The organism is Flavivirga amylovorans, assembly GCF_030540875.1.
GTDB lineage: Bacteria > Bacteroidota > Bacteroidia > Flavobacteriales > Flavobacteriaceae > Flavivirga > Flavivirga amylovorans.
In genome coordinates this window covers 283,119-301,132 of record NZ_JAUOEM010000005.1, presented here as the reverse complement: position 1 = coordinate 301,132, position 18,014 = coordinate 283,119, and the positions used below count along the sequence as shown (strand labels likewise).

15 protein-coding genes are annotated in these 18,014 nt (G+C 34.4%); 1 reads left to right on the top strand and 14 read right to left on the bottom strand.

Annotated features, from left to right (window positions below; all coding sequences use genetic code 11):
- Positions 1 to 19: 19 nt before the first annotated feature.
- The 14 genes from Q4Q39_RS15555 to Q4Q39_RS15490 all read right to left on the bottom strand — a co-directional run bounded on the left by Q4Q39_RS15555 (position 20) and on the right by Q4Q39_RS15490 (position 16,578).
- A complete protein-coding gene (locus Q4Q39_RS15555; RefSeq protein ID WP_303283476.1) occupies positions 20 to 1,048 on the bottom strand; it encodes a ferredoxin--NADP reductase in 1,029 nt (342 codons plus the stop codon).
- A gap of 7 nt (positions 1,049 to 1,055) precedes the next feature.
- A complete protein-coding gene (locus Q4Q39_RS15550; protein WP_303283475.1) occupies positions 1,056 to 1,535 on the bottom strand; it encodes a hypothetical protein in 480 nt (159 codons plus the stop codon).
- Positions 1,536 to 1,649: 114 nt separating this feature from the next.
- The gene (locus Q4Q39_RS15545; RefSeq protein WP_303283474.1) at positions 1,650 to 2,459 is read right to left on the bottom strand and encodes a c-type heme family protein; all 810 of its coding nucleotides are present in this window, start codon (positions 2,457 to 2,459) and stop codon (positions 1,650 to 1,652) included.
- Between the two features lie 21 nt (positions 2,460 to 2,480).
- A complete protein-coding gene (locus Q4Q39_RS15540) occupies positions 2,481 to 2,894 on the bottom strand; it encodes a globin family protein (RefSeq protein ID WP_303283473.1) in 414 nt (137 codons plus the stop codon).
- A gap of 348 nt (positions 2,895 to 3,242) precedes the next feature.
- Positions 3,243 to 4,001 (bottom strand): Crp/Fnr family transcriptional regulator, encoded by a 759-nt coding sequence (locus Q4Q39_RS15535; RefSeq protein WP_303283472.1) that lies wholly within the window; start codon positions 3,999 to 4,001, stop codon positions 3,243 to 3,245.
- A 491-nt stretch (positions 4,002 to 4,492) separates the two neighbouring features.
- On the bottom strand, positions 4,493 to 7,645 hold the full coding sequence (locus tag Q4Q39_RS15530; RefSeq protein WP_303283471.1) for a cytochrome c biogenesis protein: 3,153 nt from the start codon (positions 7,643 to 7,645) through the stop codon (positions 4,493 to 4,495).
- A gap of 94 nt (positions 7,646 to 7,739) precedes the next feature.
- Positions 7,740 to 9,236, bottom strand: coding sequence for an ammonia-forming cytochrome c nitrite reductase (nrfA, locus tag Q4Q39_RS15525; protein ID WP_303283470.1), 1,497 nt, complete (start codon positions 9,234 to 9,236; stop codon positions 7,740 to 7,742).
- A gap of 11 nt (positions 9,237 to 9,247) precedes the next feature.
- Positions 9,248 to 9,847: a cytochrome c nitrite reductase small subunit gene (gene nrfH, locus Q4Q39_RS15520; RefSeq protein ID WP_303283469.1), complete on the bottom strand. Its 600-nt coding sequence runs from the start codon at positions 9,845 to 9,847 to the stop codon at positions 9,248 to 9,250.
- 204 nt (positions 9,848 to 10,051) lie between these two features.
- On the bottom strand, positions 10,052 to 11,275 hold the full coding sequence (gene dsrP, locus Q4Q39_RS15515; protein ID WP_303283468.1) for a sulfate reduction electron transfer complex DsrMKJOP subunit DsrP: 1,224 nt from the start codon (positions 11,273 to 11,275) through the stop codon (positions 10,052 to 10,054).
- A gap of 257 nt (positions 11,276 to 11,532) precedes the next feature.
- Entirely contained in the window at positions 11,533 to 12,660 is a 1,128-nt protein-coding gene (locus Q4Q39_RS15510) for a 4Fe-4S dicluster domain-containing protein (protein ID WP_303283467.1), read from the bottom strand.
- 34 nt (positions 12,661 to 12,694) lie between these two features.
- Positions 12,695 to 13,324 (bottom strand): cytochrome c3 family protein, encoded by a 630-nt coding sequence (locus Q4Q39_RS15505; RefSeq protein ID WP_303283466.1) that lies wholly within the window; start codon positions 13,322 to 13,324, stop codon positions 12,695 to 12,697.
- Positions 13,314 to 14,006: a multiheme c-type cytochrome gene (locus Q4Q39_RS15500; RefSeq protein WP_303283465.1), complete on the bottom strand. Its 693-nt coding sequence runs from the start codon at positions 14,004 to 14,006 to the stop codon at positions 13,314 to 13,316. The genes Q4Q39_RS15505 and Q4Q39_RS15500 overlap by 11 nt, the downstream gene beginning before the upstream one ends.
- Before the next feature lie 2 nt (positions 14,007 to 14,008).
- Complete coding sequence (locus Q4Q39_RS15495) at positions 14,009 to 16,336, bottom strand: molybdopterin-dependent oxidoreductase (RefSeq protein WP_303283464.1); 2,328 nt, start codon at positions 16,334 to 16,336, stop codon at positions 14,009 to 14,011.
- A 2-nt stretch (positions 16,337 to 16,338) separates the two neighbouring features.
- Entirely contained in the window at positions 16,339 to 16,578 is a 240-nt protein-coding gene (locus Q4Q39_RS15490) for a hypothetical protein (protein ID WP_303283463.1), read from the bottom strand.
- Positions 16,579 to 16,802: 224 nt separating this feature from the next.
- Here Q4Q39_RS15490 and Q4Q39_RS15485 point away from each other — a divergent pair, with 224 nt between their 5' ends.
- Positions 16,803 to 18,008: a molybdopterin molybdotransferase MoeA gene (locus tag Q4Q39_RS15485; protein ID WP_303283462.1), complete on the top strand. Its 1,206-nt coding sequence runs from the start codon at positions 16,803 to 16,805 to the stop codon at positions 18,006 to 18,008.
- Positions 18,009 to 18,014 lie beyond the last annotated feature (6 nt).

The window sequence follows — 18,014 nt, the reverse complement described above, 5'->3', positions numbered from 1 at the left end:
ACTAACTGGTATTTTTTAATTATATTTCAATGACTACTTTCTCGCTTACAGGATAACTAATGCAAGTGAGAATGTCTCCGTTTTCCACATCGCTATCTGGCAACAAATGTCCTTCAGTCATCATAACTTCTCCCGATATACATTTTGCTCTACAAGAAGAGCACATACCTGCTCTACATGAATATGGAATAATAATACTTTCTGACATAGCTTGCTCTAATATGGATTTGTCTCCCCTTACTTGTATCTGATGGGCTTCTCCTTCAACTTTTAAAGTCACATCACTCAAAAGATCTTTACCAGAAACTTTTACTACTGGAGCTTTAAAAACTTCGATCATAATTTTTTCTCTGGTAACACCATTATCTTTTAAGATCTCTTTTATTTTCTCCATATAACCAAAAGGGCCACAAATCATATAGGTATGATCATCATAAGCCAATAAATGTTTAGAAAATATTTTATTTAATAATTTATGTGTTACTAAGCCTGCATAGTAGTTGTTATTATCTTCCTTATTTGAAGAAATAATATGCTCAATAGAAAAATTATCAGGGTACTTGCTTTCTAATGCTTTTATTTCATCATGAAAAATAATAGACTCCATGCTCTGATTTGCGTAAACCAATAATATATTTGAATCCTTTTCTTCTGTTAAAACTGATTTTATAATAGAAAACATAGGGGTAATTCCACTACCTCCTGCAAATAATACATATTGCTTTTTTTGTTTACTGGCTGGTTCAACATAAAAAGAACCTGCTGGATCGTCAACAACTACCTTACCTCCTACATGAAGATTATCATGAACAAAGTTTGAAACCAGTCCTTTCTCGACACGTTTTATAGTAATTTTTAAATCTTTATCGGTATACGGATTACTACTAAACGAATAAGCACGTTTATGCACAACCGCATCAATAGGAATATGGATGGTTAAAAATTGTCCTGGTTTATACTTTAATTTTTTGAAAAAGTTTCCATTCTTGAAACACAAACTGATAGCATCATCGGTTTCTCTAATTATATCTTTTATTAGTAGTTTCATACGGTATCTATTTATAATAAAATACAATGGTTATATGAAATACCATCATAATCGTGACTATTATGGATAACGCTACATGAACAATCATCCAGCCTTTGAATAACAGATCGCTATTATTTTTTATAACATCCAGATTAAAATACCCCAATAATGTATTCGAAAAGAATACATAAGACAGCAATAACAGATACCCATACCCTAAAGACATGCTGTGTATATAAAAGACTAGGGGACTAATGGCTCCTAACCACTTATGTATTGTCTGCATAGACATAGCATATTTTCTAAGCCTTTTAATAATCCGAGTTAATGTAAGTATCCATTGAAAGACTATAAACAAAGCCAAAACCAGACCAGACCAGCGCTTATACATTTCTTGTTGCTGGAGTTCAAGTAACCCATTCCATTCTAATTTCAAAAAAAACTGTAAAAAGAAAGCACTTAAGAAAATTAATCCGATTAAAGAGGACTTGTTATTAATTAACATAAATTTTATCTATGGTTTCAAGGTAAACAATAGCAACTTGCTCATCACAATTATGAAGCATAAGCATAAGGAATGAGCAGAGTTACAATTGAATAATCAAAAACTAAACTTCACTTATTTCGTTGCTACAAGATGTTTCATAGTCTCATAAGATGCTAACTTTTTAACACTATCAAGAAAAACTTCAGCTGTTGGCAAATAATTTCCTTCTGCTGGCCATTTTTTACCTATTTCCGGCTTTTCGCTTTCCTTAAAGGCTTTAATCTCATCCAAATATTCCATGTATATATCTACAGTCCCCTTAGCATAAGAGTTTAAAACCGCTATAGTTTCTTTGTATGTTAATGAATCTTTTGGGTATTGCCATGTCGTAGCACCCATAACATCTCCTAATTTCCAATCTGATTTTGTTGTCTGAGGGTGTTCATTATGACAACTTACACAAGCTCCTGCACTGGCTAAATCTGCAAACATTGCAGTATGTAGTTTTTGCTCTTCGTCATAGAAAAATTGTGGCTTTTGGTCCTTTTTAATTTGTTTAAATAAATCCGCCTGCTTTCCTTCAAATTTATTGGCTGCATTTACCGGAAAATCAGACCCTAAATACAAGCCTAAAGGCACGGGATTCTTTCTAATACTCGTTGCTACACCTCTTAAAAATAATGCTGGTAATGGTCCGGCTTCTACATCATCCTTTCTCCAGTCTTCGTCAAACTTCATCCCTTGCTTTTTACCTTTGCCTACTATGGCTTTTGTATAGAGCGTTCTTGTAACATCGTTCTCTTTAGCTACCATTTCTAATACGTCTTCTACAGAAAAGGCATTTTCTATACCTGTTGTTTCTGATTTTTCTTCTGGAACTCCACCACATGAAACTAAAATAAAACATGTTAATGGTAATATGGTTTTGTAAATAATTTTCATATTTCTGTTTTTTTTTAGTTATTAATAAGCAGCTTCAATCATGACTTTAGACATTGTACCATATACACTTGCCCATGCATCTTTTACTTCGGGAGTAAAATCGTCTCCCAAACCAACTTCAAGAGTTCCCAATAATGCTTCACCTACAGTCGTGTAATGAAAAGCTTCTACTTTATATTCTATATGCCTTTTTCCTAAATCTTTTAAAATAGGAATTAATGCATCCAAGTTACTCAAGCCAGCTACAGCTGCACCGAGCATACTCATCAATTTGTTTCCTTGTGTTTTCATAGCATCTTCATCACTCGGGAATAATGGTTTTAGTTGTGGATCTAAATCAAAAAGTTTTTCGTAAAATATTTTTGCAGCAGTTGGGGCTATGGGTCTTACTTTTTCAAATGATTCTTGAACTAGAGTGATGGTTGTTGATTCCATAAATCTTATGTATTTGGTTTGTGTTTATAAAAATTAAGTATTAGTACTTATTTAAGGCAAAAATAAATAGTAGTTTCTTAATTAATTATGAAATAATACAGTTGTAAATGGTCTTTTACCGCATGTGAAAAGCTGTCAAAACGCAGTAAATTATTTAAGAGCGGAGAAAGGAAGGGGTTTTAGAGCTACTGTATATATCTAAATATAGATACGTATAATGACCAATAGGAATTAGACACTAATTTGCTTGCTTGGAGTTTAAATCTGGTGATAGACAAATTAATTAGTGTAATTCGTGTCTATTAAAAAGCTATGCTCAAAAACAAGAAGTAAAAAATGTTTAGAAAACTAGCTGTCCAAGAAGTAATTATGCTCGCTAATCTCTTTTTTAAGTAGTGGAATATCGTTTATACCAATCTTCTTTCCTTTTGCTATAATAAGCTTTTCCTTTTTAAGTGCAGAAAATGCACGAATAACCTGTTCTTCTGTAGTTCCAGCATAGTCGGCATACTCTCTCCGGCTTAAAGGTAAGTTTAAAAAGCCTTTTAAATGGCCAAATTTTCGATGGATATATAATAAGGTATCAATAACACGTTCTCGAACAGTCATTTGCGAAATGGATTTTACTTTATTTTCACTTCTATTAAGTTCATCTGCATAAAATAGCATCATATCGTAAGTGAACTTAGGGTTTTCGAGTAACGCTTCTTGTAAATCGTTCTTTGAAAAATAACACAAAACGGTGTCTTGCAATGCAATAGCACCTATAGAATAGTATTCTTCAGTTCCAAAACCACGATGACCGATAATTTCTCCTTCTTTGGCAAACCTTACGATTTGTTCTCTTCCATTTATACCTGTTCGAAAGACTTTTACAGTGCCTTTTAAAATAAAAAATAAGCCATTTACAGGGGCACCTTCAATGATGAACTGCTGCCCTTTTTTACACTTGATATTGTTCTTTTTATTCGTGAAATTAGAGCTTTCTAAAGTAGACAGGTTCTTTTTGATTAAACAGTTCGTATTATCACATAAATTGCACGCTAAACCAGACAACGGATTTGCTCTCTGTTTTACCTCATTTATGCTTTTAAACGTTGACTGCATTCTCTTTAAGTACTCATTTAAGTATTATGTGATATCACGAATATAAGTATTAATACGTATAATAATAAATACCACATTCACTTTTAAGAGAAAACTAAAAATCAATATTCAAATTCACAACATGGTAATTTTGAATATTGATTTATGGCAAATTCGTAAAATAAAAAGCGTGATTTTTATTCAATTTTTAATGTAACCACTCCTATTATTTGATAGTTATAGGTTTGTCATTCCTGCGAAGGCAGAAATCTACTTAAATATTGAAAATATTAAATCATTACTTTATTCTATTAAATAGATGATATCTTATTTTAACCAATTGCTATACAAATCTTAAGTATTATGATAGTTTATTTGTTAAAGTAAAATAATGTTAGTGTACTATTCATACATGAATCATTTTATAAAGTTGTGGATTCCTGCTTCCGCAGGAATAACAAAAACTGCATATTGACGAAAAAGTAAAAAGAAAACTGTTAGTTACTAATTCATTATTTTTCAGAAACTGCCTGTTTATCTTTATTCCTAAAAGCAGCTACAACAGCTACAACTATCATAAATGCAGCCAAGACATAAACAAATGTCGGAATAGGTAAAGGATCACCAGCAGCGTAACTATGTAAACCAGACAGATAATAATTGACTCCAAAGGAGGTCATTATTATAGACCAAAAAGCAAACATACTCGCAACATTAAGCACATACATATTATTTAATTTCGGAATAAAACGTAAATGTAAAACGATGGCATATACGATAATACTTATTAGTGCCCATGTTTCTTTAGGATCCCATGCCCAGTAGCGTCCCCAGGATTCGTTTGCCCAAATACCGCCTAAAAAAGTACCTACTGCTAATACAAACAAACCAATAGTCATGGCTATTTCATTGATATAAGTAAGTTCTTTTATTTTAATATCTATAATGGCTTTTGTTTTTGGTGTTTTTAAAATCAACAATAGTAAAGCCATTAGCCCCAAAATAGCAGATAACGCTAAAGGTGCATAACTACTTACTATGGTGGCTACATGAATTTTTAACCAATACGACTTTAATACAGGCATTAAATTGGTGATTTCCGGGCTTAACCAATCTAAATAGCTTACAAATAATAACGCCCCAGAAAACAAGGTGGATAGAGGTAATGAAAAATCAGACTTTCTAAATGTAAATAATCCGCACAATACTAATACCCAAGCCACAAAAATCAGCATTTCATAACCATTACTCCAAGGTGCATGCTGTGCTACATACCAGCGTAAAAGTATATTTCCCGTAAAGCATAAGAAGGAAATTAATGTTAAAACAATAAACGTATTATTTAAAACTTCCACCCATTTTTTCTTAGAAAACATTCTAACAATAGCCAAGATCAACAACACAAAACCAAGTGTAAAGAACACTTGAAATAGCCAAAAATTAATATTGGCCTTATTATACCATAACTCAGCTTCAATACGTTCTGGTGTTGGAATGACTTCTGCACCCAAAACCTCTTGGTATTTTTTAATATACATGAGTTTTTCATGTGCAGCTTCATAGTTCTTTATCGCAATATCATTAAAATATGTTGGTATAATTGTTTTTGAAAATTGCGCATCTTCTTCTGGAAAATCCTTAAAATGATGCGTATAACTAAACCATGTATTGTTGGTATCGTTTTTATTTGGGAAAATTTTCAAGTAATTACCAATAAAAACATTGTAGAGAATATTAAAACGCTCATCAATTTTTAAAACCTCTTTATCAAATTCATTACGTTCTGATGGTTTCTTCTTATTTGCTTCTTCAACTTGATTCGTTAAAAGATAGTCATCTTTTTTATCTAATAAATCCGTGAACGCTATTAAATTGTTTTTTCCTTTAGGAACACTATCAAATAAGGATCCTGTTTTAGCAAAATCGACCTTTATAATTGGTACACGCTGCCATATTTGAGGTAACATGTGCATTGATAAAAAGGTCTGATTGGCATCAAACACTATTTTTTTATCAGCCAGCGGATAGGTGAATTTAGATTTTCTAGAAATTTTTCTAAGAAATTCTGATGCTAAGGTATTTATAGGCTTTATACGACCGTCTAAATCTTGAACTAAGAGTCTTCCAAAAAAATCGGCATGATCTTTATCTATTTCTTGGCTTTCAATAGCTTTTTCAACGACTGTTGTTAATGAATCTCTTGGTGTTTGTGCCATTACGCTAGCTAAACCAAAAAGAAGCAAACATGCAGTCACGACAGATTTTTTCTTTAGTTGTTTTAATTTTTTATTAATGAATTTAAAACGTGATGTTTTTCCAAAAAGCGTAAAAAACATACCGATCATCATTAATAAATAGCCCAAATAAGTAACGAAAGTTCCCAATCTATCATGGTTTACAGAAAGCACTGTCCCCTTTTCATCGGTATCATAACTTGCCTGAAAAAAGCGATAGCCTTTATAATCCAGTACATTGTTCATAAAAATTCTAAAAGGTGTCTTGGTATCGTTATCTAAAATAGTGACTTCACTGGCGTAAGCAGAGGGACTTGAAGACCCAGGATATCTTTCTAATTGAAAATCATCTAACTGAATGGAGAAAGGCGTTTGAATAGCCGCTGCTCCATAGGATAGAATCACTCTAGTGCTATTAATTTCTAAATCATGGTGTGTTGGCAAGAAGCCTTCCCTGTATAAAATATTTACGGGTTGTTCTTCACCATCAACAGATACATTTACAATTAGAGCATCATCTTTAGTTTTATCATTGTCTTTAGGTTTTTCTGAAACACTTTTTAATTGAAAGGTTCCTTTTTCATGGTACACCAATGGTACAAAAGAAATATCGCCATCTCTATACAACGTTCTTAAAGTAATAGCTTGCAAGCTATCTTTGGAAACTTTTCCTGCTTGCTGTGACGACATAATAAAAAAGTCCAGATCGTGCGGTGTTTTAATACTAAATGCACCATCCTTTTCTATAATATCGATAATACCTTCTTTATTGGAATTAAACCCGATTTCATGCTGATGTTCTCCAATTTTTTCAATTTCACCCTTTTTAAGATATACAGTATTTCTACCGTTACCAGCTGTTACTACCATTTCTAAGAGTGGCTCTCCAGAAACATCGTCATGAACGACTTCTGGAACAGCATCAGCTATAAATTCATTGTATGAAATAATGACTGGTTTATCATTGAAGTTTGTTTTTAAAGTAAAGTTATTATCATTTATAGGTGAAAATGACAGCTTTTCTTTTATCGTTTTTGTAGTTGTACCATCAGTAATTGTTGCTGTTAAAAAATTAGCATCTGAGATAACAATATTAGAAGACGCGCCTTCTCTTATTCTCATAATCCCTCCATAAGAGGCATATCTTGTAATAGCGGCTCCTAAAATAATAACAATAAATGCCACATGAAATAACAGTGTCGCCCATTTTTCTTTACGGAATAGCTTATATTTAAAGATATTGGCAGCAAAACAAATGGCTAACCCTAATAAAACAACTTCAAACCACCAGGCATCATAAATAGCAACCCAGGCAGTTGCGGTACCAAAATCGTTTTCCACAAAAGTGGCAGTAGCCATAGCGATTGCAAAAATTAAAAGTAGTAACAATGCTAAACTTGAGGATGAAAAGAATTTATATAATTTTTGCATGGGAATGTCTTAAATGAAGAAAGATAACATTTGTGGTTTTATCCCTCAAATGCTATCTTTTTAATTAATTATAACAATAAGGTTGGTACTAACCCTATTTATTCATGGATACTTTTTTAGTATCGTAACCAGCTTCACGAGCTTTTGCTTCTTCCAACCACTGTGGAACTAGGTTTTGTTTAAAGGCTTCTTTATCTTGTTTCATTTTTTCAACATCTAAACCAATATATTCCTGTGCTTTTTCTTTCGTAGAAATATCTGGCATCTCAACAGGTTCATTATGTCCTAATTCTGCTAGCAAACGCGCTAATTTTAAGCGACCTTCTTGAATAACAGTAAATGCACTTCCCATAACACGAGCTGTTTCAACTGGCGAGTGAAATGATGCGCCATGAGCAGCTGCTGAATAATCCCAACGCCATTGCGCGTGACGGATATCCATTAAAATATCTTTCATTTGTTCTTCAGTTGCCCCTAAATCCCATGCCTTTTTAGCTTCTATATGAGCTTTAACGATGAAATCTTCTAATTTCAATCTGTTTTCTGATGCTTTACGCTGACGTTCGTAAACGTTTTGCTTTAATTTGTCTGCATCTTCTCTATGACATACTTGGCAAGCATTAGCAACATTATTTAAAGGGGATTGTATGTGGTGATCTGTGAATTTCTGTCCGCCTTCACTCTTGTAAGGCATATGGCAATCTGCACAAGAGACGCCTCTATCTGCATGCACGCCCGTTAAATACGTCTCGTAACCTGGGTGTTGCGCTTTTAACATAGGCGTACGGCTTAGTTTATGCGTCCAATCTTTAAACTCAATATCATCATAATATTTTTCCATGGCTTCAACAGACATACCATTTTTCCAAGGGAATTTTAAGTAAGGAACCCCTTCTTTACCTGGTAACTTCTTATCAAAATAGTACTCAACGTGACATTGTGCACACACTAAAGAACGCATTTCTTGATGAGTAGCTTGGTTGATATCTTTCCCCATTTCTTCAAAAGCCTCAACTAAAGCAGGTCTTGAAATAGTTAACTTCATCGTTTTTGAATCGTGACAATCTGCACAACCAATCGGATTTACAACTTCAGCCCCTTTGTCTGCCCATTTTCCAGAGTAAAATTCAGCAATACCATTTTCATTCATTAAACGTGGTACATCTGGGCTCTTACAAGTCCAACATGTAGCAGGCATAGGGCCGTCTCCTTTTCCTTTAGGACCTCCTGTTCTTAAAGAGTTTCTTAAATCTTCAATAGCATATTGATGTCCTCTACCCTGATTGTAATCTTTTGCAAATCCATATCCGGCAAAAAGAACTACTAGACGTGAATCTTCATGTAACACATCTCGCATAGCAGAACCTCCTTGTTGGGATGCGAAATCAGTTTCTGCAGTTTGTAAAAACGATTGATATTCAGCTGGGTAATTTTTTCCCCATTCTTCATTTCGTGGTTCGTTTTCACTTATTTCAACTTGCGGAACATATTTATATTTAGCCTCATTTTTTCTGTTAACAATACTAGATGCTAACAAGCCCAGTAGAAATACTACGATGGCTGTAACGATAAATAATACTTTGTTTTTCATTTTTGTTATAATTATTTGTCTTCTATTTGTTTTTCTAACCAATCCGGGATAACAGTTTCCTCTGTATCTGTTGGAATAGGTGCAATATTATTCTTTATGGTGGAAATTCCGTGTACAGTGCCATGTGGTACTTCCTGGTGGCAACTCCAGCATTTCCGCTCTGTTCGGTTTTTTGCATGATCCTCTATCCAACCATCATACTTGGTTTGCGTGACTTGCTGTACATGACAACGAATACAATTGTTTTGTACAACTTCCTGAGATTCTTCGCGCATAAACATAACTTCTGGTTCGGCTCTCAAAGTAAATACCGAAGCATGAAATAAGCCATCTTTAGCTTTAAAATAGTATTTGTTAAATACATTGTTGTGAGGTACGTGACAATCGTTACAATTTGCCCATTCTCGATGTGAACTATGCATCCAGCTATTATAAACCGGGGTCATGACATGGCAGTTAACACAGGCAAGTGGATTATCTGACATATAAGAAACTACTTCTGCTTCTTTAGCCATAAAAAGCCCCAACCCAGTAATAACTGCAATTAAAAAAACCGCGACAGTTCTCCATCTCGATTTTTTATCTGGTAATATGTTTTTTTTAAGATTCACTTTTTTAAATTTCTATCTTGGTTAGAGCATCTAATAAGAGCCATTTTTATTGGCAATTAAAGAATACCTTAGTAATTTTTTAAGCGCTATAAGTACATTTAAACTTAGGCGTAAATCTCTTATATTTTATGAATAAATAAGCTGATATATATCATATTTAACGATATTTTTAATTTAATTTTTCAGAAATATAACACTTTAAATTTACGATTTCTTTTTATATTTTAATTTTCCTAATTCTATACCTATTGCTGTTTTTGCAAGTATTGTAAATACAAATGCTCCAAGCGCCCAAATACCTAATGTCACCCCTATTTCAATACCAGTAGGCATATACTCAGCTATTTTTCCATAAGGGCCAGGAATAAACCCTGGCACAATAAGCCCGAAGCCTTTTTCTATCCAAATAGCAACAAATAATATAAAACAACAAAAGAAAAGGACTTTAAAATTATTTCTAAGCTTATGGAAAGTTAATAAGACCGTAGCTAATACATTTAAAGGAATCGCGGTCCAAATCCATGGCAATAAAGCATCCTTACCGTCTAATCCAAAGAAAAGATAATAGGCACTTTCACTGTGGTGTGTTGGCGCGTAAAACTCTTTAAATAATTCCGAGATAAGCATGATTAAATTTATCTGAGCGGCTACGGTAACAACCATCGCAATCTTTTTTATGGTCTTATCTTGAATTTTAAATTCTGTAAAGTTTCTAATAATCGCTAAAACTAAAATAATAAGTGCTGGTCCAGCTGCAAATGCAGATGCTAAAAATCGAGGGCCTAATAAGGCGTTATTCCAAAACGGACGTGCTTGTAGGCCTTGATATAAAAACGCTGTTACTAAGTGAATGGCAACGGCCCAAAAAACAGATAAAATAGCTCCTGGAATATATACACTGCGTTTAGCCTCTTTACCTTGGTAATGTCTAAATAAAATATAAAATGGAATGGTTATGTTTAAAAACAGATACCCATTAAGCACCAATACATCCCAGGTTAACATGGAATTTGGAAAATTAAACACGCCAATTCCTGGAATCATATGCCATAAAACCGAAGGCCCTCCCATATCTGCAATTACAAAAGCTAAACACATAATAAGTGCTGCTACTGCTATGCCTTCTCCTATAAGCACCGCTTGTTTAAAATCAATATCTTTTAAAACGTAGGTGGGCATAACAAGCATAACCGCAGCGGCGGCCACACCAACTAAAAAAGTAAAATTAGAAATATACAAACCCCAACTCACTCTGTCTGTCATACCAGTAACACTAAGTCCATGCTCTAATTGAATGGAATAACAATACATTCCTGCCAACATAACAAAAGTTAAAAGTGCCATCCATAAATGATACTTTTTAGAACCATGTGTAATGGTATCAAAACTGTCTTTAACTAAACTTCCAAAAACTTTAAATCGTTTCATCTGTTTTTATTTATTTTATTTATTCGGTCAGATGTCATTCGCTAATAACATATAGATTGGTATTTCCCCTTGTTATTGCTCGTTTCACGTAAACTTCTATTGTAACTTTTTAATTTTTATACTTTGGGCGTTACCACAAGGGTCGGGCTTTCCACTATATCTTTTTTATTTGTTCTCGATACATTTTGCTCATACTTCACAAAACACTCGAACTGACATAAAAAAGGATGCCGTTACAATCCCTAACGCAAACGGTATTAGTCCATAAAATACCAGAACTTAGGTTCTGTGCCTAGGTCTTCTTTTAATCTAAATACCTTTTTATTTTCTAAAACCCATCTAATTGTACTGTCTGGATCTAATAAATTTCCAAAAATTCTAGCTCCCGTAGGGCAGGCTTCAACACACGCAGGGTTTTTTCCAGCTCTAGATCGTTGTACACAGAACGTACATTTCTCCATCACGCCTTTCTTGCGCATACGGTTTCCTAAATAATGTTGATTATGATTAATTTCTGCTTCTGGCACCTCTGGTTTACTCCAATTAAAACGTCTACCATCATAAGGACAAGCAGCCATACAGTATCTACACCCTACACACCAATCGTAATCGACAACCACCAAGCCATCATCTTCTCTCCAAGTGGCTTGTACAGGACATACTTCCACACATGGTGGGTTATCACAATGAAAACACTGAGTTCCCATATAAAAATGCCCTTGGGCTGGTACTTCATGATAGTAATTATCATCAGCTTCATTAAAATTGAAACCTTTACCATCCTTCATTTCATGAATTCGTATGTATTGCATTTCCGAGTTTCGGTCTTGATTATTTTCCTCAACACAAGCGTTCACGCAATCCATATATCCCTGACACTTAGAAATATTAAAAGCATAACCAAATAATACATCTTCTTCTGCATTTTTAGATGACATGCTAATATTTTTTCCTGTTCTTAATTGATATGAACGTACCAATCTGTCTACAGTCCCTTCTTTTTCTTTATCGGTCATCAATTTATAGTTCCCTTTAAATTGCTCTTCCCAATCTATTTGTGCTTTTTCTTTGCTTTCATCACCACTAATCACGCTACAAGACGTACTTACGGCTCCTGCACCAATTAGCAAACTAGCCGTTAGCTTTTTAAAAGCACTTCGTCTGTCCATTTTCACATCAAAAACCTGCTCAAAGCCATCTTTGGTTCTTTCTTCTCCAATAGACGCATTTATGGCAGCTTCGTTAAATGCTTCATCTGTCATCTGATGAGCATTAGAATGACCTCCACAACCTCCTGAAGTCTTTCCACAACTACAAGAACCAGAAGACGTTTTTTCCTTCCTTCCAAGATTTAATGAAAACCATTTTTTGCTATTATTACTCATACCTAAATATTATTAATTCCATAAATGGTGTTAATTATTTTCTTTCTTTTTCCTTTTGGGTATTAAAACGTGCCGGCCATCTTGACTCAAAATGTGGTTTGTGCGGATCGTGACAATTCACACAGGTCATCGATGCTCTCGGTGGTGCCCAACCGCCTATACGTTTGCCATGCGCACCTCCTTTCCAATCTTCAAATTGCTTAGTATGACATTGGTTACACAGATTATAACTAGTATTAAAATCGATAGCATGTCCTGTTAAACTCTTTAAGTCATCCATATTATCTGGATTATGGCAAGTCACACAATTCATCGTATTTGCATTGGCATGATCCATTTTAATATCCCAATGTGCCTTTTTTAAATCCTTACTCTTCATTTGTGCTAAAGGTTTAGAATGACACTCAGTACAGGCATAAGACTTAATTTGACTTTTTCGTTCTGGAATTAAGAAGGTATGTTCCCCTTCAGTAATCTCTATTGTTTTTATTTCACTTAAATACGCTTCAGATGACATTGAAGTTCCGTGATAGTCTTTACTTTCAGCTTCAATCTTATCAGTAACACTATGGTATTCATTTTCATGGTGTTTACAAGAAACAAACGCCAATAAGAAAAAAGAAAAACAAACTATTTTATTCATAATATTTATATTATTCTTCATGACCAGCTCTTTTAAAAGTTCCTACCCTGGTCATCTCCTTAGTACTAGGTACGTGACATTGTCTACAATTAACACGCTCTGGATGCGATACTCTAATTTCTTTAGGTGCACTTGGTCCTGCATGACAGGATAAGCAATTCTCTCGCAATTGAATTTGATGAGGAATCATTGGTGGGCTTCCTAATAAAGCGTTGTTAACGCCAACTTCTGGAGCCATAACATGTGCATAGTTTCCGCTTTTAAACAAGGTTTGTGTATTTTGCTCTACATGACATTGTTTACAGTTTACCAATTCTGGATGTGGTGTTACAGGCGCATAGGCTTGATATTTCTCTGTAAAACCACCATTTTCATGACATTTCAAACAACTTTGTCCTCCCATGTTTTGTTGTTCATCAACGACGTGTGGAATACTAGGAGGCGCTCCGTGATATGCTCTGTTTTTATAGTATGTTGTTAATGACCTTTGATGATTCTTATCTACAGGCATGTTCTCATAATCCATAGCGTGTTCAGAACGTTTAAAAACACCTGATTCCGATGGAATTGCATAAACATTACTAGTGTCTTCAATTGGAATATAGGCTTCTTCAAGCCCTATTTGATAGCTGTAATTCCAAATAGTTATAAATGCTATAAAGAGGATTACAAATAACGATATGATACCTAGTCTTTTTTTCATAGCTATGCTTTTTCAACTTTAACAGCACATTTTTTATAATCTGGCTCTTTAGAAATCGGACAAAAAGCATCTAACGTCACATCATTAATCAACATGTTTTCATCAAAGAAAGGCACAAAAACCTGACCTCTGGTAGGCAAGCCTCTTTCATTTATTGAAGCAGGTAATATGCAGGATCCTCTTCTTGAGCTTACTTTTATTTTTTCACCATTTCTAACACCTAGTTTTTTAGCATCGTCTGGGTGGAACTCTACATAAGCTTCTGGCATCGCTTTATGCAATACTGGAATTCTACGAGTCATAGAGCCTGTGTGCCAATGTTCTATAACACGTCCTGTATTTAGCCAAAATGGATATTCTGCATCTGGAGATTCTGCCGCTGGTTCGTAAGGTCGTTGCCAAATAACAGCTTTCCCGTCTGGTTTTCCATAAAAATGGAAGTCTTTATCATTACTACAGGCTGGGTCGTATTTTGCATTAAAACGCCATTGTGTAGATTTTCCCTCTACATAAGGCCAGATGACTCCTGATTCTTTTTTAAGAACTTCTAAAGGGGCCATGCCGTGTTTTGAGCCTTCGTGAAACTGCGTGTATTCTTTGTAAATTTCTTCTACGTGGTTTTCTTCACTATATGGAAATAAATCACCATACCCCATCCGTTTTGCAATTTCAATAGTCATCCAAGCATCAGGAGTTGTTTCTCCTGGACCTTCTACCATTTTATCCCAGTGCTGTGTTCTACGTTCTGAGTTTCCGTACAATCCGCTTTTCTCAATATGCCAAGATGCTGGTAAAATAACGTCTGCAACATCCGATGTTGGTGTTGGGAATACATCAGAAACCACAACAAAGCAAGAGTCTTTTTGCATTCCTGGACGGTAACGACTTGTTTTTGGTAACGACACTAAAGGGTTAGTAACTTGTGTCCATATAAATTTTATATCGCCTCTATCTACGGCTCTAAACATTTCTGTGGCATGGTATGTCGGTTTAGCTGGAATATTCTCATAAGGTACTTTCCATATTTTAGCTGCCAAACGTCTATGCTTTTCATTCATCACCACTCCTTTTGGTAATTTGTGTGTAAAGGTTCCCACTTCTCTTGCCGTACCACAAGCAGATGGTTGACCCGTTAAAGAAAACGGTCCGTTTCCTGGTTGTGAAATTTTACCCGTTAACAAGTGAATGTTATAAACCAAATTGTTCATCCATGTACCTCTGGTGTGCTGGTTCATTCCCATACACCAATAAGACACTACTTTTTTATTAGGATCTCCATAAATAGCAGCCAAATACTTGATATCTTTTACAGATACTTTTGAATATTTTGCTACTTTTTCTGGGGTATAATCTTCTAAGAATTTTTTATAGGCTTCATAATCAATTTTGGTTGGCTTGTCATTAAACTTGTACTTGTCTTCAACGCCATATCCCATGTTGGTTAGCCCTTTACTAAAGTTTACATGGTTTTCTACAAATGATTTATTTACCCAACCATTGTTAATAATCTCATAACAAATAGCATTTGCAACAGCTAAATCTGTTTGAGGTTCAAATAAAATTGATTTATTAGATGCTGTACTGGAACGTGTCGTTCTGGTGGCGAAATCTATAATCTTTGCACCTCTCCTATTTTTTTGCTCCAACATTCTTGAGAATAATACAGGATGCATTTCTGCCATATTATTTCCCCATGTAATGAAGTAATCTGCGTATTCTATATCTTCATAACAACCCATCGGCTCATCTGCCCCAAAGGTGGTTAAAAACCCTGCCACAGCACTTGCCATACATAGACGTGCATTACAATCTAAATTATTAGTCCCAATAGCACCTTTCATTAATTTTGAAGCTACGTAACCTTCTGGAATTGTTGATTGTCCAGACGTATACATCGCTACTGAATCTTTGCCATGTTTTTCAATGGTTTCTTTCATTTTATTAGCAACAATGTCTAAAGCTTCATTAAGAGGTGTTTGAACGTACCTTCCATTTTTTTTCACCAAAGCATGTGTTAATCTATCTTTAGCTTGCGTACACATAATTTGATGGTACCCTTTTACACAAAGTAATCCTTTGTTTACTTCACAATTAGGATCACCTTTTACTGCCACTGCTTTTCCTTGGTCTACTCCTACCAAGATACCACAGCCTACACCGCAAAAACGACAAGGTCCTTTTTTCCAATCTAAATTACCTCCTTTAGGTAAATTAGCGTCTTGTTCTGAAGCAAATATAATTCCCGGAAACATAGATGCTGCTGCGGTCATTGCTGCTGCTGCTGCCATCTTTTTTAAAAAATTTCTTCTGTTAGTTAAAGAGTTTTGCATATTTAGTTGTTTTTGGGTGTATTAAAGCCTGAAACCATTGCCAGAAGTTTTAAACTCTCAATGGTTTCAATGGACTCTTTTACTTTTTCGTCGTCAGTTTTATTTTCTGTATCAGTCACTACAATAAGTAGATCCTTGTTCTCGGATGGAATAACTTCACAATGGTCAATTTTAGATAAAGCTGCTATGAGCGCTTCTTTTTGACCTTCTTCTGGATGTGCTAAGTAACTTTTTATAGGCATAAAAAATACGTTTGTTTAATAACAGGATAAAAATATCTTAAATGAAAAAGATAAAAACTGATAAATATCATAGAAAAGGGACAGTATGGTAATTTAAATTAAATCTAAATAACCTGCCTTTTCACAGTTTTATAACTGCTAAATAACAGTTTGGGAGATCAGCTTAAATATAACATAAATAACTGACAAATGTCATGTCATATTAAAAATCAAAATCGTTATATTTGCCAAGACATAACGATATTTATTACATGGTCACTATAAATGAAGCTGTAAACGCTGTTAAAAATAATATTTCCCCTCTTTTTAAAGAAGAAACAAAGCCATTAGAAAGATGTGGCGGTTATTACTTGTCTAAAGATATTGTTTCGCCTGTAAACATGCCACCTTTTAGGCAATCGGCTATGGATGGTTATGCGTTATTTTTGCATGATAATTTATCATATACTTTAATAGATGAAGTCAAAGCGGGAGATCATCATCGACCCGCTTTAAAACCTGGTGAGGCCATTAGAATATTTACAGGAGCTCCAGTTCCAGAAACGGCTAATGCCGTTATGATGCAGGAAAAAGTCGTTGTTGATGGTTCAAAAATAACTATAGAAAATTATGTACCAGAAGGTCATAATATTCGCCCTATGGGAGAACAGGTTAAAACTGGAGAATTAGCCTTAAAAAAAGGAACTAAATTAACGCCTGCTGCCATAGGTTATTTAACATCTTTAGGAATCACAGAGGCTCAGGTTTACAAAAAACCGACTATTGCTCTAATTACTACGGGTAATGAACTTGTTGAAGCTGGTGAACCATTACCATACGGGAAAATATATGAAAGTAACTCAAAAATGCTTTTAAACGCTTTATATAATCTTAAATTTTATGATGTAACTATTCATAAAATAGCAGATGATTATATACAAACTAAAAATAAACTTGAAACGGTTATTAGTAATAATGACCTGGTGATTGCCACGGGAGGCATATCGGTTGGTGATTACGATTTTGTTGGTAAAGCCCTTAAAGAATTACAAGTTAAAGAGGTATTCTATAAAGTAAAACAAAAACCCGGAAAACCTTTATTCTTTGGAAAAAAAGAGGACACTGCCATATTTGCTTTACCTGGTAATCCTGCAGCTGCACTCTCTTGTTTTTATGCTTATGTGTATATCGCATTGCAAAAAATGATGAATAACGATACTATCGAATTACCTCGAATTAAAGCAAGGTCTATGTCTGAATTTGAAAAAAGAGGTGATAGACCTCAGTTTTTAAAAGCTATATATCATAGTGATACAGTTGAAATATTAGAAGGACAAAATTCATCCATGTTGCAAACATTTGCGCTTTCAAATGCATTGGTTTTTGTTCCTGAAGATGTTTCTAATATTAATATAAATGATGAATTAGAGGTTATTTTATTACCAGTCTAAACTAAG

Coding starts and splice junctions, on each gene's coding strand:
- Q4Q39_RS15500 (WP_303283465.1), bottom strand. CDS start 14,006: ATGAAAAAAAGACTAGGTATCATATCGTTATTTGTAATCCTCTTTATA.
- Q4Q39_RS15490 (WP_303283463.1), bottom strand. CDS start 16,578: ATGCCTATAAAAAGTTACTTAGCACATCCAGAAGAAGGTCAAAAAGAA.
- dsrP (WP_303283468.1), bottom strand. CDS start 11,275: ATGAAACGATTTAAAGTTTTTGGAAGTTTAGTTAAAGACAGTTTTGAT.
- nrfA (WP_303283470.1), bottom strand. CDS start 9,236: ATGAAAAACAAAGTATTATTTATCGTTACAGCCATCGTAGTATTTCTA.
- Q4Q39_RS15505 (WP_303283466.1), bottom strand. CDS start 13,324: ATGAAGAATAATATAAATATTATGAATAAAATAGTTTGTTTTTCTTTT.
- Q4Q39_RS15495 (WP_303283464.1), bottom strand. CDS start 16,336: ATGCAAAACTCTTTAACTAACAGAAGAAATTTTTTAAAAAAGATGGCA.
- Q4Q39_RS15535 (WP_303283472.1), bottom strand. CDS start 4,001: ATGCAGTCAACGTTTAAAAGCATAAATGAGGTAAAACAGAGAGCAAAT.
- Q4Q39_RS15510 (WP_303283467.1), bottom strand. CDS start 12,660: ATGAGTAATAATAGCAAAAAATGGTTTTCATTAAATCTTGGAAGGAAG.
- Q4Q39_RS15550 (WP_303283475.1), bottom strand. CDS start 1,535: ATGTTAATTAATAACAAGTCCTCTTTAATCGGATTAATTTTCTTAAGT.
- Q4Q39_RS15555 (WP_303283476.1), bottom strand. CDS start 1,048: ATGAAACTACTAATAAAAGATATAATTAGAGAAACCGATGATGCTATC.
- Q4Q39_RS15530 (WP_303283471.1), bottom strand. CDS start 7,645: ATGCAAAAATTATATAAATTCTTTTCATCCTCAAGTTTAGCATTGTTA.
- Q4Q39_RS15545 (WP_303283474.1), bottom strand. CDS start 2,459: ATGAAAATTATTTACAAAACCATATTACCATTAACATGTTTTATTTTA.
- Q4Q39_RS15540 (WP_303283473.1), bottom strand. CDS start 2,894: ATGGAATCAACAACCATCACTCTAGTTCAAGAATCATTTGAAAAAGTA.